Source organism: Streptomyces sp. CY-1, assembly GCF_047218265.1.
GTDB lineage: Bacteria > Actinomycetota > Actinomycetes > Streptomycetales > Streptomycetaceae > Streptomyces > Streptomyces niphimycinicus.
This window is the reverse complement of record NZ_CP178393.1, coordinates 5,697,928-5,719,110: the sequence shown is the minus strand read 5'-3', so window position 1 is coordinate 5,719,110 and position 21,183 is coordinate 5,697,928. Positions and strand designations below refer to the sequence as shown.

Genomic DNA, 21,183 nt, shown 5'->3' with positions numbered 1-21,183 from the left:
CCTGGGCGCCTTGCGGCGCTTTCGGGGACGCGAGAAGCATATGGGATGCCGGTGAGGTTCGCCAAAACGGTTTACGGAGTGGTGGGGCTCGGCGTCGCGCCCGGCCGGTTCTCGGCGGGCAGATGACGGCTGACCTCGGCCTTCGCCAGGCCCAGGCCGCCCAGATCGATCTCGTCCCACGCCTGGAGCCGTCGCGTGTCCCGGTCCAGATAGAGGACGGACGCCTGCACCGTGTCCGGTGTGCCGTCGTCCACCGCCCGCAGCCCGCTGCCGCCCGTCGACCCCTCGGTCATCAGCCGGGTGCCGCCGGGGAGCACCTCCGTACGGCGGTGATGGACATGGCCGGTGAGGGCGAGCGGCACCGTGCCGTCGGTCTCCCGGGCGGCGATCGGGTTGTGGGCGAGGGCGATGTCGACCGGGGCGCCGGTGGCCTTACGGTCCCGGATCGCCTCGGCCAGCCGCCGCCCGGCGCTGTGCTCGGCCGCGTCACCGGCGGCCGCGCTGGACCGGTCGGGGGTGAACTGCGGATCGCCGATACCCGCGATCCGCAGCCCGGCGACGTTGATCACCTCGCCGTGGTCCACCACATGCGCCCCCTTGCGCCGGGCGAGATAGCGCTGGGTCGAGGCCGAGTCGTGGTTGCCGCGCACCCAGACATAGGGGGCGCCGAGGTCGGAGACGGGGTCGAGGAAGCCGTTCTCCGCGGCGGTGCCGTGGTCCATCGTGTCGCCCGTGTCGATGATCACGCTGACCTTGTACTGCCGCACCAGCGATTCCACGATGTGCCAGGCGGCCGGATTGAGATGGACGTCCGAGATGTGCAGCACCCGCATGGTGGTCGGATCGGGCTGATACGCGGGGAGCGTCGAGGTCGCCTCGTAGAGCTGGGTGACATTGGTCACCAGCCGGGCCAACTCCCGCTGATACACGTCGAAGTCGCTCACGATGCTGCGCGCGTTGCCGACCACCGAAGGGGCGCTGGAGAGCAGCCCGGAGTAGCGCGGCTCCAGGACGGAATTGGGGTTCCAGGTCGCGTATACGGCGCCGCCGGAGGCGGTCAGCAGTGTGAGCGCGAGCCCCCCGGCGGCCAGCGCCCGGCGCGGACGGCCGTAGACCGCCAGGCCCAGCGCGGTGGCGCCGAAGACGACGGCGACACAGGAGCGGAACGCGAGGCCGAGGGTGCCGCGGGTGACATCGGTCGCGACCTCGTCCTGAAGTCCGGAGAGCCGCTCGGGGTGGTCGACGAGGGCCTGGGAGCGTATGGGGTCGAGCCGGTCCACATCCACGTCCAGGCGGAGCGGGGCGTGGTGGCTGTTCAGCTCGAGCGAGCCGAGGGGGGCCACGTTGATCTTGGTGCCGCCGGTGAGGGACGGCCGCAGCGCCATCCGGGTGTCCATGGGGCCCACGGAGATATGGACGCTGCCGACCACCAGCAGGCCGATCCAGGCGCCGAGGACGGTCACGGCGGCCAGCCCGGCGGCGCGGACGAGGGGGCGGGGGCGCGCGGTGGGGTCGAACGCCGAGGGGTCGAACGCCGTGGCTTTGGGGGAGGCGGCGGGGGAGCGGGGACGCGAGGGGGGGCGGAAGCGGCGAATGGGGGAGACGGCCGCGGTACGTGCGCGCTGGGCGGTGGCACGGAGCAGCCGGAGCGGTTCGCGGGCCATTGCTCCCGTATGCCCGGCCGTACGGGGGCGTATGCCTGGGCGGGGCGGGGGCGGGCCCTGTGCGGGCGGTGCGGTGTGGCTGATGCCCTGGTGTCCGTGCGGTGGGGGCGCGCCAGGTGCCTGTCCCGCGTCCGGTCCTGCGTCCGGTCCTGCGTCCGGTCCTGCGTCCGGCGCGGATGCCTTGGCGCGGACCGCTCCTTTTCCGGGCCCGGCTGCCTGACAATGGCCTCGTGCTGGAGATGACGCGCGAGGAGTTCGAGGAACTGGTCGCCGAGGCCCTGGACCGGATTCCGCCGGAGCTGACACGCCTCATGGACAACGTCGCCGTGTTCGTGGAGGACGAGCCGTCGGCGGAGGATCCCGAGCTGCTCGGGCTCTACGAGGGGACGCCGCTCACCGACCGGGGTGAGTGGTACGCGGGCGTCCTGCCGGACCGGATCACGGTCTACCGGGGTCCGACGCTGCGGATGAGCGAGACGCGGGAGGACGTCGTCCAGGAGACCGAGGTGACCGTGGTCCATGAGATCGCGCACCACTTCGGGATCGACGACGAGCGGCTGCACGCGCTCGGCTACGGCTGATCCCGGCCTGGGCATCCCGGGCTCGGGCTGATCACGGACTTGGACTGATCCCGGGCTCGGGCTGATCACGGACTTCGGCTGATCACGGGCGGCAGCCGACCCCGGCTTCCGCCGCCCCCGGCCCGTAGCCGATTTCGGCCTCCGGCCGCCCCCGCCTACGACCGACGCCGGACGCGCGGTCTACGCGATGGGCCCGGGTCCGCGCCGTATGCGTGTCCTGATGCGTGTCCTGTGCGGGGCGGGGCCAGTTGGGCAGGGCGTCACATCCCTGCCGTCTGGAGGTGTCCCGCGCATGCCTGGATTCCCCGTGCCCGGATCCCCCGCTCCTCGCACCGCCCGTTCCCCCCGGACGTCCCGCTCCCCCCGGACGTCCCGGCCCTTCTGCCGCGCGCCCCGTCCCGCCGCGCGCGGGGCGGCGCTCGCGGCGCTCGTGGCCGTCACGATGGCGCTGGGCGGCTGCATGAGCATCGCCGACGACCCCGAGCGGTCGGACAAACACCGCGGCTCCCACCAGAAGGGCGACGCGGCGGACACGGGCGGCGCCGTGGTGCGGTCGGACGGCAGGGGGCGTGCGTACGAGGACTCCGACCGGGACAAGAGGGACGGGAAGGGGAAGAAGGGCGAGAAGCGGAAGGACGGCGAGGACCGGTCGGCCTCGGCCTCCGCGACCGACCCCGAGGCCGAGCCCTCGGCCCCGCCCGGTAAGCACGGGGCCCCGCACCATGGCCCGGCCCCCACCGCCCCGCCGCAGCCGGGCGGTGCCACCCCGTCCGACGCGCCCCCCGCGCCCCGGCCGACGAGCCCGCCGCCGAGCGCGCCGGATCCGAAGCCGACCGACGCCGAGCCCCCGACCGCGCCCGCCTCCCCGTCTGCCCAGTCGGCGGGCTGAGCCGCACCGGACGCCGCGGGCGGGCCCCACGACGCACCGGACGCCGCGGGCCGACCCCACGACGACCCAGCCGATCCCGCGACAGCCCAGCCGACCCCACGACAACCCAGCCGACCCAGACCCAACCCCAACACCAGACGGCCCGGACCCAGAAGATCCCCACGCCCGGCACCGCCGTCCACCACCGGCGGAGCCAATTTGCTCTTGAGGGGTGAAGGTGCGTATGGTGGTAGATCGTTTGATCCCATTTGCCCGGCGCCTCGTAAAAGTGCGCCGTGAGGCGCGTTCCTTGCCATCCCGTGGCTGACCGCATAGAGGCGGTCGTTTGCGACAACACGGAGTTTGGGCGCGTGCCGAGACTCCGGAAGGTTTCGCATTTCGCATGTCCGTTTCCACTGATCACGCCGTCATGCCCGCTGTCGACGAGCCGAGCGACCTGACCGCTCCGGCCGAGCCCTTCGAACGGGACGAGCGCGACGAGCAGGCCGAGCAAGCCGACCAGACGGCGTCAGCGGCGTCCCCCGAGCAAACCGCCACGGAAGCCCCCGAGACCCCTAAGGCGCCCGACATCACTTTCGCCGACCTCGGCCTCCCCGAACAGATCGTCCGCAAGCTGGCGCAGAACGGCGTGACCACGCCCTTCCCGATCCAGGCGGCGACCATCCCCGACGCCATGGCCGGGAAGGACATCCTCGGCCGCGGCCGTACCGGCTCCGGCAAGACCCTCTCGTTCGGTCTTCCGCTGCTGACCACGCTGGCCGGCGGACACACCGAGAAGAAGCGCCCCCGGGGTCTCATCCTGACGCCGACCCGCGAGCTGGCGATGCAGGTGAGCGACGCGCTCCAGCCTTACGGCGACGTCCTCGGCCTCAAGCTCAAGGTCGTCTGCGGCGGCACCTCGATGGGCAATCAGATCTACGCGCTGGAGCGCGGTGTCGACATCCTCGTCGCCACCCCGGGCCGGCTGCGCGACATCATCGACCGCGGCGCCGCGACCCTCGACAAGGTCCAGGTCGCCGTCCTCGACGAGGCCGACCAGATGGCCGACATGGGCTTCCTGCCCGAGGTCACCGAGATCCTCGACCTGGTGCCGCAGGGCGGCCAGCGGCTGCTGTTCTCCGCGACGCTGGAGAACGAGATCGACAGCCTGGTCAAGCGCTACCTGGTCGACCCGGTCACCCACGAGGTCGACTCGGCCCAGGGCGCGGTCACCACGATGACCCACCATGTGCTCGTCGTGAAGCCGAAGGACAAGGCGCCGGTCACCGCCGCCATCGCGGCGCGCAAGGGCCGCACCATCATCTTCGTACGGACCCAGCTCGGCGCCGACCGCGTCGCCGAGCAGCTCTGCGACGCGGGCGTACGCGCCGACGCGCTGCACGGCGGCATGACCCAGGGCGCCCGTACCCGCACGCTGGCCGACTTCAAGGACGGGTACGTCAACGTCCTGGTGGCGACCGACGTCGCCGCGCGCGGTATCCACGTCGACGGCATCGACCTGGTGCTGAACGTGGACCCGGCCGGCGACCACAAGGACTATCTGCACCGCTCCGGCCGTACGGCCCGGGCGGGCCAGAGCGGCACCGTCGTCTCGCTGGCCCTGCCGCACCAGCGCCGCCAGATCTTCCGGCTGATGGAGGACGCGGGCGTCGACGCCTCCCGTCACATCGTCGGCGGCGGCGGTGCGTTCGACGAGGACGTGGCCCAGATCACGGGCGCGCGTTCGCTCACCGAGGTGCAGGCGGAGGCGGCCTCGAACGCCGCCAAGCAGGCCGAGCGCGAGGCGCAGGACCTCAGCCGGGAGCTGGAGCGGGTGCAGCGGCGCGCGGTCGAGCTCCGCGAGGAGGCCGACCGGCTGGCCGCGCGGGCGGCGCGCGAGCGCGGCGAGACCGTGGCACCGGCGGAGCCCGCGGCCGAGGCCGGGGCGGAGACGGTGGCCGAGGCCGCTGTGACGCTTCCGGCGCAGCGTACGGCGGAGCCCGCGACCGTGCCCGCGGTGAAGGCCGCGGACGCCGCCGAGGGTGCGAGTGACGCCGAGGCGCCGCGCCGCTCCTCGTACGACCGCCGGGACAACGACCGGGGCGGCCGTTCCTTCGACCGCCGGGACAACGACCGCGACCGCGGCTTCAACCGGGACCGCCGTGACGACCGTCGCGACGACCGCGGTGGCTTCAACCGTGACCGTCGGGACAACGACCGTGGCGGTCGCTCCTTCGACCGTCGGGACAGCAACGACCGCGACCGTGGCGGCTTCAACCGCGACCGCCGCGACGACCGCCGTGACGACCGTGGCGGTTTCAACCGTGACCGTCGGGACAACGACCGTGGTGGCCGTTCCTTCGACCGTCGGGACAGCAACGACCGCGACCGTGGCGGCTTCAACCGCGACCGCCGCGACGACCGTGGCAACTTCGGACGCCGTGACGACCGTGGCGGCCGTCCGTACGAGCGCCGTGACGACCGTGGCGGCTTCAGTCGCGACCGCCGGGAGAACGACCGTGGTGGCCGTTCCTTCGAGCGCCGCGACCACAACCACCGTGGCGGGGACCGTCCGTTCAACCGCGACCGTCGCGACGACCGCCCGGCCCGCCGTGACGACCACCGGGGCGGCGCCACCGGCGGCCGTTCGTACGAGCGCTCCGGCGGCTCGTCCTTCGACCGGCGCGCCGACAAGCCGCGCTGGAAGCGCAACGGCTGATCGGCCGTGAAGAGGGCCGTGCAACACCGCGCTGTTGCACGGCCTTTCGCTCCCGGAGGGTATTGGCTCGGGTGTTGGCCACTGGCCGAGCTATGCTGCGGGGGTGCGGGTCATTAGCTCAATTGGCAGAGCAGTGGACTTTTAATCCATTGGTTCAGGGTTCGAGCCCCTGATGACCCACCTCGGAAACCGCAGGCGCCATCGGTGACCTGCGGTTTCGTCGTTTCTGGGGGGCCTGTCGCGGGGTCTTCCGCGGTCTGGGAGCGGGGTGTTCACGCCCTCGTCGCACAGAAGATCGAGTCTCACTCGACCGGCGCTTGAGCAGATGCCGAACGGTACTCGACCGCAGAGTCTGAACCTGCTGCGTCTGACCCGCTGCTCGGAAACGCTAAAGGAGACTCCTCGTGCGACTCGCGACAACGATCCGCGGATTGATCCCCGTCATGGCGCTGGCGGTATCGGCATGGGCGGTCTCCGCTCCGGCGTCCGCCGAAGGGAAGGGAGCCGGAGGAGGGTCGGGCGAGAAGGCGGTTCCGGTGCCCTGCGGGGACGTGGCAGCGCTGATCACCGCGGTGAGCGAGGCCAACAGCTCGCCATCGGGAGGGGCTGTCGTCCTGGCCACGGGGTGTGTGTACACGCTGGGTACCGCGGCGTACACCGGCCCCAACGGCGCCGACGGACTGCCGCTCATCACCCGTGACGTGACCATCAGCGGGACCCAGGCGACCATCAGACGCAGTGCGTCCGCGGGCGACTTCCGGCTCGCGGAGATCGCGCCCGGCGGAAGCCTTACGGTCACCGGCGGCGTGACCTTCTCGGGCGGCCGGGCGACCTCGGGGGCGGGCACCGACGGCGGCGGCATCTTCGACGCGGGTTCGCTGAGGCTCATCAACGCCACGGTCACGGGCAACACCGCGAGCAATATCGGCGGTGGTGTCGAGGTCGCCTCGGGCGGTTCGGCGCTGCTTTCGGCCACGGATGTGACGCACAATTCCGCGGGGGACGGCGGCGGTATCCACATCAATACGTCGGCCACCCTCAGCGTTTCGGGCGGCAACATTTCCGACAACACCGCGTCCAGCTCGGGCGGCGGCGTCAGTAACTTCGGAACGACGCTGCTGGGCGCCGTCACGGTCGCGCGGAACAGGACCACCAACTTCGAGGGCGGTGGCATCGCCACCGCGGTCGGCGATCTGACGATCAACGGCAGCCGGGTGGCCGAGAACACCGCCGGCAGTTTCGGCGGCGGTATCGCCAATATGGGCAGCGCACTGCGTGTGCAGGCCACCACCGTGTCCGGGAACACCGCCACGCTGAACGGCGGTGGGCTGTTCCAGCACGCGAGCACGACACAAATGATCGGCGACACGGTCACCGGTAATACGGCCAATGGCGGTCAGGGCGGCGGCATCTTCACCGACGGCGGCACGGTCTCGCTCGCCGCGACCACGGTCATCGGGAACAACCCGAACCAGTGCGTACCGGCTCTCACGGGATGCTGAAATCACACCGCTGAACGCCGTCACTGAATTCGGCTGAACGCCGCGGCGCCCCCGGAAGTCGCTTCTTCCGGGGGCGCCGCGCGCTCGATCGCGAGATCGGCCGTCAGTGCTTGCAGTCCTTCTTCTTCGCCTTCACCTTGGCCTTGGCCTTGTGGTGCTTCTTGGCCTTGTGCGGGTCGGCCTTGGCCTTGTGCACCTTCTTGGCCTTGTGCTGCTCCTTGGCCTTGTGCTTCTTCGGCGCCTCCTTGTGCACGACCACGACCGGGGCCGGCTCGTTGACGGCGATGTTCGCGCAGTCGGAGCCGATGTTGGTGTCGCCGGTCGGGGCGGTCACGGTGGTGACGATGGTGGGGCCGGTGGCCGTGTCGCACTCGTTCGACTGGATCACCGAACCAACGTTGTTGGCGAAGTTGACGCAGTCCGAGCCGAGGTTGAGGTCGCCGGTCGGGGCCGCGACACCGGTGTTGGTGGTGGCACCGGTCTTGGTGTCACAGTGGTTTCGCTGAGCACTGGGGGACTGCGGGAAGAGCCCATGAGCACTCGCGCTACCGGCGCCGCCGACCACCATTGTGCCCGCGGCCGCCGCGGCCATGAGAGCTGCCTTCTTGCCGATCTGCATTGTTCTGGTGCCTCCATATCGGGTCTTCTCCGCGAATATCCGCAGACACCTCTTGAACGAGATTTCCGCAATCCGGGATCCGGGACCATGCGAAGCATCACCCATCCGCCACAGTAAAGATATGTTCAGCAAAGGTATATTCAGCCGGTGCGGAAGTCGGTGGACTTCTCTTCGCAAAAAATGAACGCGGCCCCGGGGGAATTTCCCCAAGGCCGCGTTCATCTTGAGCGGCTTTTTCCGGAAGCTCGGTGGTGAACTCCGGTGAGCTCGGTGTTTCAGGAGCGCTGACGGTTTCCCTGGCCACCGCTCTTGCCGCCGCTCTCCGTGCCGTTCGCGCTGGTGCCCTGACTTCCGTTCTGCGGGTCGGAGCCGGAGACATTGGCACAGTTGGTCTCGGTGGTGACATCGGAGCCGGGGCCGATGGTGATCGGGCCCAGCACGGAGGTGGTGCGACAGTCATTGGTCTGCTTCGTCACACCACCCGACTTGCTGACGTTGACGCAGTTGGTCCCGTTCTTGATTTCGGATCCGGGAGCCAGTGCGACGGTGATCGGGCCGACGACGGAGTGGGTACGGCAGCGGTTCTTCTGCTCCGACACACCCGACTCGGCGGTGTTGACGCAGTCGGTCTGATTGCTGAGCTCGGTCGAGCCGGCGGCCACGGTGATGGTGCCGACGACGGAACTGGTGGTGCAGCGATTACTCTGCGTCCCGCCGTTGGCGCCCGTCGCGCGGCTGGGACCGGAATCGGCGGCGTCGGCTCCGCCCGCACCGCCGATGAGCAGCGCACCCACGGCGGCCACAAGAAGCGCCGACCTTTTGCGCATGTGCATGAAGAGCCTCCAATCGGGCTTTCGGCGCGATGTGCTCGGCACCGTCACCGAAAAACCTTTTTCATGGCAGCGGCCCTGGAAGAGAAGCTTCCAGGGCCGCGATTCCCAACGGGGGGGATGCCTCATGGTGTTACCGCTGGCGGGAACACCATGAAAGGGTCAGCGACTCAGTGACGCTTGGCGTTGTCGTCGTCGACGGCGATGTTCGCGCACTTGGAGCCGATGCTGGTGTCCCCGGTCGGGGCGGCGGCGCCGGTGACCAGCGTGACACCGGTGGCCGTGTCGCAGTCGTTGGACTGGATGACCGAACCGCGGGAGTTGGTGAAGTTGACGCAGTCCGAGCCGAGGTTGAGGTCGCCGGTGGGGGCGACACCGCCGGTGTTGGTGGTCGCACCGGTGGACGTGTCGCAGTGGTTGAGCTGCACGATGAAGTCGTCGTTGTTGTTGGCCAGGGCACCGCCGGCACCACCGATGACCAGAGCGCCGGCGGCCGCGGTCAGGAGAATCGCCTTCTTGCCGATGTTCACTTAATTCCTCCGTCTGGGTTGCTCCGCGAATTCCACGGACGCATGACACAACGAAGCTCATCAGTTAAGGCTTCGGGCCGCCAGTCAGCTTCACCCGTCCGGCATAGTGCTGCTCTTCCGGGGCGTGTTCTCCAAGAATCCCGCTAAGGGGGACCAATACAAGGACCATTTGGCTCAGCTCGGCCCCTCTCGCCCCGGCGGACACCTGAATCCCTTTAATTGAATGAGAGGAAGCGACTACGAGACGCTCCGCGGCAGGGGGCCTGGAGACGCTGGGGCCCGGCGCCCACGGTGGCCGACCGACGCACCCTGCCCCGCTCGTGTACTTGTTCGACCGGTCGGACGAGTGATACATCCAAGCCCTACGACGCAGGAGTGGGTGAGGCACAGTCACACCGACAGCTTCGCGGAACCGCAGCGCGGCGCGTGTTCGCGCCGCTACGCTAAGTGCGCGAGGTGGTCGCCCGGGGGGCGCGGCGAAACAACGCCGGGAGGCGGGAGGAGAGACATGGGGCACTCACGAGCGGACGGGACCCCGGCCGAGCTGATGGACGGGCTGCTGGCCCGTGCGCAGAACGGCTTCGAGATCGGCGAGGCGGTGCTGGCCCGGGCGCGGAGCGCCCTGATGCACCAGTCCGAGCTGCGGTCCTGCCGACAGTGCAATGAGCGGTGCGGCCAGCTTGGCTACAGCACCTACCGGCATGTCTTCCTGCTCCCCGACGGCAGCAGCCTGCTGCTGTGGGAACTGGAGCACAACACCGGCGAGGACGGTCGCCCGCTGTACGAGCTCTACGCGGACGAGGACGCCCTGACGCTGGCCGAGCGCCGCGTCCATGACCGCCTCGGCGGCGCCCGCTGGGAGGAGCTCGACGGGTTACCGCTGTGGCTGCCGGACCAACTGCTGCACACGGCCGAGCCCCTGGAGAGCTCCCGTGCGTATGTGGCCGACAATTCGGCCGACCATGCCCGTCGTGTCCTGCGCCGCGCGGAGAACGCCGACCGCCCGGGCGAGGAGACCGAGCGGCTGCTGACGACCGCGTTCGCCCATGACATCGCCCTCGCGCCCAAGCCCCGGCGCCGTTCCGGCGGCCCCGACGCGACCTGGTGCCGCTTCTATGAGCACGCCTTCCTGCTCGCGGGAGGGGACGAGGTCGTGCTGTGGGAGCTGGAGCACAATCTCACCCGGGACGGACGGCTGGTGTGCGAGGTGTACCTCGACGAGGTCTCGGCGGAGCTGGCGGCGGACCGCCACGCCCGCGCGCTCGGCGTCGACCTCTGACGCATCGGTGCCGCTGACGCGTCGGTGCCGCTGACGCGTCCGTCACCTCTGAAGCGTCCGTAAATCTCTGGCGCATCCGTAACCTCTGGCGGCTCCGCGACCTCTGATGGGCCCGTAGCCGCCGACGCTCTCGTGGCCGCTGACGCCCTCGTGGCCTCTGATGGGCCCGCAGCGCGCCCGCCGGGTAGCCTCTGGCGTTCGTCGGCTCTGACGCGCCCACAGCCCCTGACGCGCCGCCACGCGCCCGTCGCGTGCCCGCAGTGCCCCCTCGTCTGCCCGCGGTGCCCCCGTCGCGTGCCCGTCGCGTGCCCGCCTCGCACGCGCCGGAGCCGGGCCCGCTCACGGGCGTCCGTCCGGCACCCGCTTGGCCGACACCGATTCGCCTGGCAGCCCGTCAGCCGGAAGCCTGGTGACGAAGGTGACGACGGCGGCGGCGACGGCGGCGAGGACGGCGAGGACGGCGACGGCGACGCCGTGACGACGGCGGGACGCGGACCAGGGAAGCGAGAGAAGCCGGTGCGGGTGCGAGGGAGCAGGGCTCGTACGGGCGCCCGTACGGAGTGGCGTACGGCCTGGCCCCGGCTGAGCCGCCCGCACACCCACCGCCGCCACACCCGCCTGCATACGCTCATGGCCACCGGCGCCGCGGCCGGTGGCGCCTCCGCCGACGGGTTCACCGGGCCCACCGCGGGGCCCGGCTCGGCCGAGGACGCCGGCCAGGGGCCGCCGGGCCGCCGGGTGGCCCGCTGGCTTCCCGCCATCCTCATCCTCGCCGGCGTCAGCTTCGACCTGGCCACCCCGTCCGGCTACACCGCCTCGCCCTTCTTCGCCGCCGCCCCCCTGGTCGCCGCGGCGCTCCTACCGCTGCGCCAGACCGTCGTCATGGCCTGCGTCGCCGTCCTCGCGACCTGTCTGCTGGCGGAGTTGCACGGGGTGAAGGACCCGACCCAGGCGGCCACCGAGATCGGCACGGTCGCCACCGTGACCGTGCTGGCGGTGGCGATCAACCGTGTCGTACGCCGCAGCTACCACCGGCTCGCCTCGGCGCGCGGAGTGGCGGAGGCGGCCCAGCGCGCCGTCCTGCCCGCGCCGCCCGCCCGTCTGGCCGGACTGGAGATCGCCGCGCGCTATGTACCGGCGGAGAAGTACGCGGCGATCGGCGGTGACCTGTACGCGGTTCAGGACACTCCGCACGGCGTACGGCTGACCGTCGGGGACGTACGCGGCAAGGGGTTGGGGGCCGTGGAGGTCGTGGCGATCCTCCTCGGCTGCTTCCGGGAGGCGGCGGAGCAGGAGACGACCCTGGAGGCGCTCGTGGGCCGCCTGGAGCGGGCGCTTCAGCGCGAGGGCGCCCGGCGGGCCGACCTGGAGGTGTTCGAGGGGTTCACGACGGCGGTGGTGGCCGAAATTCCGCGCGGCGACTCCACTCTGCGGCTGATCAATCGCGGCCATCCGGCGCCGCTGCTGATGGAGGAGGACGGCGCGGTGCGCGCCCTGGAGCCGGAGGCGTCGGCGCTGCCGGTGGGGATGGGGGAGTTGGCGGGGTGGCCGGACCGGGTGATGGAGCTGGGGTTCGCGGAGGGGGAGACGCTGCTGCTGTTCACGGACGGGGTGACGGAGGCCCGGGACCGCGACGGCGAGTTCTACGACCCGGAGCAGCGGCTGCGCGGCCGTCGCTTCGCCGATCCGCAGGAGCTGCTGGACGCGTTGGTGGCCGATGTCGAGCGCCATACGGACGGCGGGACATCGGACGACATGGCGCTGCTCGCGGTCCGCCGGACCGCGGCCCGTGGGAACGGACGGGGGAACGGGCAGGGCGACGGTGATGCGAACCGCACGGGCCATACGGGGGAGGCCGACCCCCCACACCGTCCGTAGCCGACCGGGTCCATACGGTGCGTAGTCGACCGAGCCCCCTCCGCATAACAATTGCTGCACGATCGGTCCGCATGCGTTTTTACGAACCCTTGGCCAGTGCGTTGACTCGCCCTTATTTGTCCCTTCTTGAGCGCTAAGTTCATGCCAAAGGTGCGCGGATTCCTCAGAACAGCTTGGAATCACATCGCGCTCTCTATTAACGTTCGATAACGCAGCGCGGTCGTCACAACCGTCGCAAGGGCGGCACCGTGCGCCGTCGCCGAATCCCGTACGCACACTGGCAGTACCGCACCACCAGCAGCACCAAGGGAACCGGGGAACCAACACCTTGGGGTGAATCGGGTCGAACGTGACCCGTAGGAGACCTTCCTGCTCCGAACCCGTCAGCTAACCCGGTAGGCGAGAAGGAAGGAAAGGAGTGCGCCTCCGTGGCGTCCAATAGGTCTGCCCTGGACGAGGCCCCGTATCGCACACGGGGAGGCGGTTTGGGGACCGCCACCGCCTACGGCCCCGGCTTCGATGCCGGCGGCGGGATGAGCTCCGGGGACGGCCACTTCGCCCCCGACGATCGGTACCTGGACGCGGATGGGGACGCGTTCGAGGGCCCGGGTGCCGGATTCGAGACCGAGCCCTGGGAGGAGTGGAACCCCACCGAGGAGTCCATCGCTCCCGTACGCGGCCGGCACCGCGTGGCCAAGCAGCGCGGCGGGACCATGGCGCGCAGCGGCGCCGTCCTCGGGGTCGGTGTGATCGCGGCGGTCGGTGCGGGCGGTATGGCCAGCGCCAAGGACCGTCCCAAGCCGCCCATTTCGATGCCGGATCTCGGCCATGTCGCCGATGAGGTCAAGGCCAGCCTGCCCGCCGCCAAGGACCTGCCCGGTATCGGCTCCTGGGCGTCGGACGACAGCAGTGACCCGCAGACGGCCGCCGCCCCCCTCTCCGAGGCCGGGCTGACCAGCGCGGACGAGCAGCGCGGCACCACCGACGCGGGCGAGGCGCTGCGCGCCCGCATCCTCCAGCAGGCCGAGAACCAGCAGAACGCGGCGGACGAGGACAACCGCACCGCCGCGGCGAAGGCCGCCGCGAAGAAGGCGTCCGACCAGGCCGCGGAGGTGGCCGCCCAGCGGAAGGCCAAGGCCGAGGCGGAGAAGAAGGCCGCCGAGCAGCGGGCGAAGGAGGCGGCCGAGAAGAAGGCCGCGGCCGAGCGCCAGGCCAGGCTCGCCGCCGCGTACACCCTCCCCGTCGGCTCGTACACCCTGACCGCGAGTTTCGGCCAAGCGGGCGACATCTGGTCGGCCGACCACACCGGCCAGGACTTCGCCGCCCCGACCGGCACCCCGGCCAAGGCGGTGCACGGCGGCACCATCACCCAGGCGGGCTGGGCCGGTTCGTACGGCTACCGCATCGTGCTGACCCTCAGCGACGGCACCGAGATCTGGTACTGCCACCTGTCGTCGATGGTCGTCACCTCGGGCAAGGTGACGGCGGGCGACGTCATCGGCCGCGTCGGCGCCACCGGCAATGTGACCGGCCCGCACCTCCACCTCGAGGTCCGGCCGGGCGGCGGCTCGCCGATCGACCCGATGCCCTGGCTGCGCCAGCACGGGATGAATCCCTGATACGCCGGCGGCTCTGGCGCTCTCTCCCCCCTTGACGCCAGGGCCGCCGGTTTACGCCCTGACGGGCCGCCCCGCAGGAACACCCCCAAGGACCCCCAAGGACCCCCAAGGACCCCCAAGGACCCCCAAGGACCCCCCCAGGGACCCCCAAGGGAACACCCCGCCCGAGGCCACCCCCAGGAACAACCCCGCCCGGCCACTCGTTGTAAAACCGTATGGCTGACAACACACAGAAGATCGGTGATCTGTCCGTCTTCCCGTTCTCCCTGGGCGGGAACGTCTTCGGCTGGACCGCCGACGAGGCCGAGTCCTTCAGGGTGCTCGACGCTTTCGTCGCGGCGGGCGGCAATTTCATCGACACCGCCGATGTGTACTCCGCGTGGGTGCCGGGCAACGAGGGCGGCGAGTCCGAGACCATCCTCGGCAACTGGTTCGCCTCCCGGCGCAACCGATCCGACATCGTCCTCGCCACCAAGGTGGGCGCCGGCTCCCCGGAGCCGCGCGGTCTGACCTCGTCCGCCATCAAATCGGGCGTCGAGGAGTCCCTCCAGCGGCTGCGCACCGACTACATCGACCTCTACTACACCCACTACGACGATCCGTCGGTGCCGGTGGAGGAGATCATCAGCACCCTGGACGAGCTGGTCAGAGAGGGCAAGGTCCGCGAGATCGCCGCGTCCAACGTCAGCGCGGAGCGCCTGGAGGCCCTGCTGACCTTCTCCACCCAGGAGAGCCTGGCCCGCTATGTCGCCCTCCAGCCGCACTACAACCTGGTCTCCCGCGACACCTTCGAGGGCGAGCTGGCCGACGTCGCCGCCCGCCACCACCTGGCGACCATCCCGTACTACTCCCTGGCGTCCGGCTTCCTGACCGGCAAGTACCGCCCGGGCACGACGGTCGACAGCCCCCGCTCCTCGGGCGCGGCCCAGCACCTGGAGACCGAGCGCGGCCAGAAGGTCCTCGCCGCCCTGGACGACGTCGCCGCCAACCACGCCACCGAGCCCACCACGGTCGCCCTGGCCTGGCTCCTCGCCCAGCCCACGGTCGCGGCCCCCTTGGCCAGCGCCAGCTCCACCGACCAACTCCCGCCCCTGCTGGCATCGGTCGACCTCAAACTGACGAAGCCGGAACTGGACCTGCTGACCTCGGCATCGGACTGAGCGCCGGCCGCCCAGCCAAACCCCCAACGAGGGCGGGCCCCTCAAGACCAGACGAGCCCGCCCTCGTAAGCCCACGACCCCTACCGCCGATCAGCAAGCACCCAGGACGCGAGAGCAACGCCACCCGAGACGGCAAAGACGGACGGCCAGGCCCCGATCTTCTTCGCGAGCGGATGCGACCCGGCGAAGGCGGCCACATACGCCCCACTGAGCGCGGCCGCCGTCCCGTTCCCCGCCTTCTCCCGCCACCCCCGAGCGGCCACGACCCCGGCGGCGGCCAACGCGACCCCACCCAAGGGCCGCCTCTTGGTCCACCGAGCCACCGAATACCCCCCAACCAACCCACCCGCCGCCACAACCCCCGTCGGCACTCCAGCCATCCCACTACCTCCCACTCCAAGGATCTCCTCGCTCCGACCCTACGCAGCAGGCGCTCCGAACGGACTCGCAAGCACCAAACGGACGCGGGTGACCCGAGTTGACCCAGTCCCGGCTCACCCCAGTCGACCGCATCCGCACTGCCACAACAACTCCCACGCCACGCGCGACTCAAGTGGGATTCCGCCACGCGGCCTCAGTACTTCTGTCGGCCACCTGGATAACGGACCGGCTGACGGCACTCCGGCGCTTTTTCGGGTGCAGGCTCGTCGCCAAGCGCGTAGCACAAGGCGGCGTGCAACTGCTCCGCTTCCACCACCGTCAGCACCAGAGATGCCAAAGACGCGCGACCGGGCCGGAGCACGTGAAGCGGCAGCTCAAGCAGGCCGCCCTTCGTACGAAGCAGACCGCGCCCCGGGGCCGGACCGACCTGCCAGCCTCCTGGCACCTCACTCATTGCGCCCCCTCATCCGTGCGAGCCGCCCGTCACTCTCGGCCTCGTCGGGCGTTGGGATACGCCCGCCGCGACTCTCCGAGATCCGGAGAGCGTCTTGCAGCGCTTCGATCAGACGGTTCGAGAGGTAGCGGAGCTCTCGGGCGTCCGCTTTCCGGTCGCTGAGCATCAGGCGGGCGTGGCCGATGAGTTCAGTGCCCATCTGGAGCTGGACCGCTTCCATTTCGTCAGCCAGCTTCGACAGGTAGCCCGTGCTGTCCGCATCGGAGACCAGATAACACCGCTGCCCTGCGGGACCGGACCACGGCAGCAGACGGGGACGTACGCTCACAGCGCCACCGCCACCACAGAAACACGGGCCGTGAGAACCGTCGGTGTATCCGCATCCACACATGCCATGGCGGGCCGGGCCCCAACGGCGCGATGACGGGCCGGTGCGGGCACTACCAGTCGCAGCAGCCATTCCACGGGTCCGGCGATATTCTCCTGCACGTTGACGCTCCTTCACAGCATTGACCACGCTCCCGGGCCGCCTGCAACGGTCGCGGGAGTCTTTTCGCGATCATCGCGCTGTGATCAGGACGTAGGAACCTCCCTTAAACCCCACTTCGGGACGTCCCGCGTCGGGTAAAACGTCCCTAGTGCCGTCCCGACATGTGGGGAGAGACTCAGGTGCCGAACGAGAGGCTACGTGCCGTCATGGCGTCCGGAGGCTGGACATACGCCACCCTCGCGGAAAAGGTCGAGGTAGACCCCAAATCCGTTGAAAGATGGGTCAACCTCAACCGTACGCCGCGACGCAGCACGGCCATCCTGGCAGCAGAAACGTTAGGAGAAGACGTGCACGCCCTATGGCCAGCGCTCCGCCAAGCACGCCCCGCCCGCGCGGTCAGCCCCGAGCTTGTGGCGCTCTACGACCAACGTGCGGACATCCCCGTGTCCACGTTCGTGGAGATGCTGACCCAGGCCCGCGAACGGATTGACGTGCTCGTATATGCCGCCGTCTTCCTGCACGAGGCGTACCCCCGCCTCAACGATCTACTGCGGGAACGTGCCGCCCTAGGCTGCGCCGTACGTGTTGCGGTCGGAGACGCTGACAGCCCCAACATCCAGCAGCGGGGCCAAGAAGAGAAGTTCGGCCACGGCATCGAATCCCGCTGTCGGCTCGCTCTCCTGCACTACCGCCCCCTCATCGACACCCCGGGCGTCGAGGTGCGGACGCACGGAACAACCCTCTACAACTCGCTCTATCGTGCGGATGATCAAGTCATGGTCAACGCCCACGTCTGGGGCGTGAACGCGTACGGAGCTCCCGTCTGGCACCTGCGCCGACACGGCGATGGCGGCATGTTCGACACCTACGCTCAGAGCTTCGACGCCGTATGGACGACGGCGACGCCGGTACAGGGAGTGTGACCCGTGGCGCGGACCGAGTACTACGACGATCCGGACGCCCCCGAGCCGAACAGCTTGGTTGTCGCCGCGTCCGCTGTCGTCACCGACGAGAGCGGACGCATCCTGCTCCAGCGCCGCCGAGACAATGGTCTTTGGGCGCTGCCCGGCGGTGGCATGGAGATGACCGACTCCCTACCGGGCACGGCTGTCCGTGAGGTCAAGGAAGAGACCGGACTCGACGTGGAGATCACGGGACTTGTCGGCACGTACACCGACCCGCGTCACGTCATCGCCTACACGGACGGCGAGGTCCGCCGACAGTTCAACGTCTGCTTCACCGCCCGCATCGCGGGCGGCCAACTGGCGATCTCTGATGAGTCCACGGAACTGCGGTTCGTCCCGCCGGACGAACTTGCCGAACTCCCCATGCACCACACACAACAGCTCCGACTTCGTCACTTCCTGGCCCACCGCGACCAGCCGTATCTCGGCTGACCCACGAGCGCTACCCCGCTGCGATGGCCGAGTAGGTCCAGACGTCGGCGGGTAGCTCATGCTGGAGTCGCCAGACGATGCCCATGGGCTTGCTGCCCTCGTGGGATTCATATTCGGCAGGGCCGAGCAGCATCCAGGGCTGGGGCCCTGCGATGTCCGTCTTCTTGTAGCGCCGGACGAAGAGCAGCACATGGGATCCTCGTTCCCTGTGCTGCTGGTAGCGCTGTCCCGTGGGGGAGGAATCAGATGTTTGGTTCTGCGATTCCCAGTGGAAGCGGTCTGGACTCATCGCGAAATCCTTGTACCGGGTCTGCGGTGAGAAGTCCTTATCGTCCTTCTCGAGCGTAATGAGGAGCGCGTCCGTCTGGATCCCTTCGCACCACTTCACACCCTCGCGGAAATTCCCCGGCACGAAGCCGCCTACCTCTGCCTGCCCAAGGGCAGGGAGAATTTCCTCCCTGCTGTACGAAGCATGGATGGCCAGCGGTAGGCCACCGTGCTCACCCAAGAGTGGGATGGGGTAGTGGTCGGTGTGCTCCAGGTTGTACGCCAGCACCTGGCTCAGTTCGCTTCGGAAGGCGCTCTGCTGGCGCAATGACTCAAAGCCATCGGCATAGTTGCTGAACCCACCGCCCAGTGGCCACAAGGAGAAGAAGAGCATCCGCGCGTACGCCTGCCCTGAGGGGTCGAGCGAGTCGTACCCGGGGGCGTCATCGGCGAGCATCCGACCGTAGGCAGTTACGCGCTGTGGGTCACCGACATGGAGAAATGCTGAGACGCGTTTGAGAAGTGCGGCCTCCCCTTCGGGGGGCTCGCCGGTGAGGAGTTTGGCTCGCCTCAGCAGGCCCGTCCATGAGTTGTTGGCCCGATAGAGCTCCTTGAGCTCGCGGCGACTCTCGCGAAGGTAGGCGTCGAGTCGCGGCTCGGCGTAAGCAGCAACCTCTTGTGCCAACTGCCGTACGTTGACATTGATCTGGCTTTTGATGTTGTCCAGGATCCGTTCCTTGGACTTGCGGTCCAGGATGATCTGGCAACCAGAAGGGAGCTGAGGAAAGTCTCGCTCCATGTGCTCAGTCAGCCGGTGACGGGTGAAGTTCGTCAGCGCACGGAACTGCTCTTCGAAGCGGAACTCCTTACGGTGCTGGCCGATGAAGTCGAGCACGGTGAGGACGGGCTTGTCTGGCGTACGCCGCAGTCCCCGGCCAAGCTGCTGGAGGAAGACTGTGGCGCTGGACGTGGGGCGGAGCAAGAGGAGGGTGTCCACATCCGGCACGTCAAGCCCCTCGTTGAAGAGGTCGACTGAGAAGAGGATCTGTACGTTGCCTTCACGGAGGTCCCTCAGGGCCTGGGCGCGCTCAGCGGCAGGAGTGGAACCGTCGAGGGCCTTGGCATTGAATCCCGCCTGACGGAAGAAGTCAGCCATGAAGTGGGCGTGTGCCACAGTGACGCAGAACCCCAATGCTCGCATGATCCCTGGGTCGCTGACCTTCTCCTGGACGGCCTTGACGATGAGCCGAGCACGAGCGTGGTTGCCGGTGTAGACCTGGCCGAGCTCACTTGCGACATATGAGCCTTGCTTCCAGGTGAGCCCTTCCAGATCGGTGTTGTCCGCGATACCGAAGTAGTGAAACGGACTGAGGAGATCGTTCTCCAGCGCTTCCCACAGCCGCATCTCGGCTGCGATATGTCCGTCGAAGAACTCATCTTGGACGTTCCTCCCGTCCATCCGCTCAGGTGTGGCGGTCAGCCCAAGAAGCTCGCTCGGATCAAAATGGTCGATGATGCGCCGATAGGTGGGGGAAACGCCATGGTGGAATTCATCGATGACCACGACATCGAAGTGGTCGGGAGCGAACTCTTCAAGGGACCGGGCGTTGAGGGACTGAACACTGGCGAAGACATGCGTCCAGTCCTTTGGTGCCTCTCCTCCGACGAGCAGCTCACCAAAGTTCGCGTCGTCGAGCACCTCTTGGTAGGTGCGGAGCGATTGCTTGAGGATCTCTTGGCGATGAGCCACGAAGAGGATGCTGAGGGGACGCCCTTGATGAGCGCGCTTCAGCGCCTTGTAGTCGAGAGCCGCCATGACTGTCTTGCCGGTCCCGGTCGCTGCGACGAGCAAGTTCCTGTGCCGGTTGTGGATGTCACGCTCGATGCGGAGTCGCTCGAGCATGTCTTGCTGATGGGGATATGGGCGTACTTCAAGGCCGGACAGGCTGATGGCGTGGGTATCGGTCTTCTGCTTACCGCTGGCCAGAATGAGGGCCTCGTCTAACCGAGTGGCATCGTGCTGGGGATCGTAGGTCTCAAAGGCGGGCTCAGCCCAGTACGAGTCGAAGGTGGCCTCAAACTTCCGCAACACCGGTGGCGTCGCTACGGATGACAGGCGGACGTTCCACTCCAAGCCATCGAGAAGCGCCGCCTTGGAGAGGTTGGAACTCCCCACGTAGGCGGTGTCGTAGCCGCTGTTACGCCGAAACAGCCATGCCTTCGCATGGAGGCGCGTGGACCGCGACTCGTAGTTGACCTTGACCTGGGCGCTGAACTCCGTCACGAGGCGGTCCAACGCACGTCGCTCCGTAGCGCCGATGTAGGTGGTCGTGATGACGCGGATCGGCACTCCACGATCGCGAGCCGCCTTGAGCGACTCTTCCAGGACGCGTAGACCATGCCACTTCACAAACGCACAGAGCAGATCGACGCGGTCGGCCGTGGCCAGCTCGGCCCTCAGCTCGAAGCCAAGGTTGGGATCCTCGGGCGCGTTGGTGATGAGCGCGGTCTCAGATAGCGGTGTGGCCGGACGAATGCTGTAGACGCCCGGCGCTTCCTGCTCGGCAATGGCCGTGAGCTGATGGGGCCCGTCTGTGACGAGGTCCACCCACTGTTTGGCCCCGTCCAGGGTGCTCATCGACTCGAGAATGTGATTCGCCGCGACGACCTGCTCTTCGGGCGAGAGGGAGATGAAGATCTGCCGCACGGTCTCGCCGATGTGGCGGGCGAGTACGTGAGGCGAGGAGTGCTCGCCAACCTTCTGCCGGATGGTCTTCCACCCGCTGGCGTCCAGGGCGTTGAGCTGTTCCTCGATCCGGGAGGTGATCAGCCGCTCATACAACCCAGGCACCGGGGCCGTCCGGTCCGCAAGGTGATCGGCCATGGGCAGCTCTCCTCGATGTCGGCTCAGTGGTGCTGCTGTTGTACCAATCGCCTCTGACACC

17 protein-coding genes, 1 tRNA gene and 1 riboswitch are annotated in these 21,183 nt (G+C 68.9%); of the genes, 11 read left to right on the top strand and 7 right to left on the bottom strand.

Annotated features, from left to right (window positions below; translation table 11 throughout):
- Positions 1–71 precede the first annotated feature (71 nt).
- Positions 72–1,664 (bottom strand): metallophosphoesterase family protein, encoded by a 1,593-nt coding sequence (locus ACK1X7_RS24550; protein WP_413115635.1) that lies wholly within the window; start codon positions 1,662–1,664, stop codon positions 72–74.
- Between the two features lie 230 nt (positions 1,665–1,894).
- Between ACK1X7_RS24550 and ACK1X7_RS24545 the strand changes: the two genes are divergently transcribed.
- The 5 genes from ACK1X7_RS24545 (at position 1,895) to ACK1X7_RS24525 (ending at position 7,334) form a co-directional block, all read left to right on the top strand.
- Positions 1,895–2,245: a metallopeptidase family protein gene (locus ACK1X7_RS24545; protein WP_385138718.1), complete on the top strand. Its 351-nt coding sequence runs from the start codon at positions 1,895–1,897 to the stop codon at positions 2,243–2,245.
- 292 nt (positions 2,246–2,537) lie between these two features.
- Positions 2,538–3,134, top strand: a complete 597-nt coding sequence (locus ACK1X7_RS24540; RefSeq protein ID WP_413115634.1) for a hypothetical protein — start codon at positions 2,538–2,540, stop codon at positions 3,132–3,134.
- A gap of 382 nt (positions 3,135–3,516) precedes the next feature.
- Positions 3,517–5,832 carry a DEAD/DEAH box helicase gene (locus ACK1X7_RS24535; protein ID WP_398158407.1) on the top strand — a complete coding sequence of 772 codons (2,316 nt, stop codon included), beginning with the start codon at positions 3,517–3,519 and terminating at the stop codon, positions 5,830–5,832.
- A gap of 107 nt (positions 5,833–5,939) precedes the next feature.
- Positions 5,940–6,012: transfer RNA gene (locus tag ACK1X7_RS24530), tRNA-Lys, on the top strand.
- Positions 6,013–6,236: 224 nt separating this feature from the next.
- Positions 6,237–7,334: a right-handed parallel beta-helix repeat-containing protein gene (locus ACK1X7_RS24525; protein WP_413115633.1), complete on the top strand. Its 1,098-nt coding sequence runs from the start codon at positions 6,237–6,239 to the stop codon at positions 7,332–7,334.
- A 103-nt stretch (positions 7,335–7,437) separates the two neighbouring features.
- Here the strand turns inward: ACK1X7_RS24525 and ACK1X7_RS24520 are convergent, their stop codons facing one another.
- From ACK1X7_RS24520 to ACK1X7_RS24510, 3 genes are all read right to left on the bottom strand, one after another.
- A complete protein-coding gene (locus ACK1X7_RS24520; RefSeq protein WP_398158405.1) occupies positions 7,438–7,953 on the bottom strand; it encodes a hypothetical protein in 516 nt (171 codons plus the stop codon).
- A gap of 275 nt (positions 7,954–8,228) precedes the next feature.
- Positions 8,229–8,786: a hypothetical protein gene (locus tag ACK1X7_RS24515; RefSeq protein WP_413115632.1), complete on the bottom strand. Its 558-nt coding sequence runs from the start codon at positions 8,784–8,786 to the stop codon at positions 8,229–8,231.
- Positions 8,787–8,953: 167 nt separating this feature from the next.
- Positions 8,954–9,313: a hypothetical protein gene (locus ACK1X7_RS24510; protein ID WP_390793801.1), complete on the bottom strand. Its 360-nt coding sequence runs from the start codon at positions 9,311–9,313 to the stop codon at positions 8,954–8,956.
- Positions 9,314–9,821: 508 nt separating this feature from the next.
- On the opposite strand from ACK1X7_RS24510, the gene ACK1X7_RS24505 reads away from it, so the two are divergent.
- From ACK1X7_RS24505 to ACK1X7_RS24490, 4 genes are all read left to right on the top strand, one after another.
- Positions 9,822–10,592, top strand: a complete 771-nt coding sequence (locus tag ACK1X7_RS24505) for a DUF6227 family protein (RefSeq protein ID WP_385138739.1) — start codon at positions 9,822–9,824, stop codon at positions 10,590–10,592.
- Positions 10,593–11,108: 516 nt separating this feature from the next.
- Positions 11,109–12,470 (top strand): PP2C family protein-serine/threonine phosphatase, encoded by a 1,362-nt coding sequence (locus ACK1X7_RS24500; protein WP_413115631.1) that lies wholly within the window; start codon positions 11,109–11,111, stop codon positions 12,468–12,470.
- A gap of 282 nt (positions 12,471–12,752) precedes the next feature.
- Positions 12,753–12,887: riboswitch (cyclic di-AMP (ydaO/yuaA leader) on the top strand.
- Between the two features lie 11 nt (positions 12,888–12,898).
- Positions 12,899–14,089 carry a M23 family metallopeptidase gene (locus tag ACK1X7_RS24495; protein ID WP_385138748.1) on the top strand — a complete coding sequence of 397 codons (1,191 nt, stop codon included), beginning with the start codon at positions 12,899–12,901 and terminating at the stop codon, positions 14,087–14,089.
- 215 nt (positions 14,090–14,304) lie between these two features.
- Positions 14,305–15,249 (top strand): aldo/keto reductase, encoded by a 945-nt coding sequence (locus ACK1X7_RS24490; protein WP_385145915.1) that lies wholly within the window; start codon positions 14,305–14,307, stop codon positions 15,247–15,249.
- A gap of 80 nt (positions 15,250–15,329) precedes the next feature.
- On the opposite strand, the gene ACK1X7_RS24485 is transcribed toward ACK1X7_RS24490, so the two are convergent.
- Positions 15,330–15,629 carry a hypothetical protein gene (locus ACK1X7_RS24485; RefSeq protein ID WP_398158403.1) on the bottom strand — a complete coding sequence of 100 codons (300 nt, stop codon included), beginning with the start codon at positions 15,627–15,629 and terminating at the stop codon, positions 15,330–15,332.
- Positions 15,630–16,076: 447 nt separating this feature from the next.
- On the bottom strand, positions 16,077–16,412 hold the full coding sequence (locus ACK1X7_RS24480) for a hypothetical protein (protein WP_385145919.1): 336 nt from the start codon (positions 16,410–16,412) through the stop codon (positions 16,077–16,079).
- A gap of 341 nt (positions 16,413–16,753) precedes the next feature.
- Here ACK1X7_RS24480 and ACK1X7_RS24475 point away from each other — a divergent pair, with 341 nt between their 5' ends.
- Together ACK1X7_RS24475 and ACK1X7_RS24470 are read left to right on the top strand one after the other, a co-directional pair.
- Complete coding sequence (locus tag ACK1X7_RS24475; RefSeq protein WP_385145921.1) at positions 16,754–17,497, top strand: helix-turn-helix domain-containing protein; 744 nt, start codon at positions 16,754–16,756, stop codon at positions 17,495–17,497.
- A 3-nt stretch (positions 17,498–17,500) separates the two neighbouring features.
- On the top strand, positions 17,501–17,971 hold the full coding sequence (locus ACK1X7_RS24470; protein ID WP_385145923.1) for an NUDIX domain-containing protein: 471 nt from the start codon (positions 17,501–17,503) through the stop codon (positions 17,969–17,971).
- Positions 17,972–17,981: 10 nt separating this feature from the next.
- Here ACK1X7_RS24470 and ACK1X7_RS24465 read toward each other — a convergent pair whose 3' ends face one another.
- Positions 17,982–21,122, bottom strand: coding sequence for a DUF3427 domain-containing protein (locus ACK1X7_RS24465; RefSeq protein WP_413115630.1), 3,141 nt, complete (start codon positions 21,120–21,122; stop codon positions 17,982–17,984).
- Between the last annotated feature and the right edge of the window lie 61 nt (positions 21,123–21,183).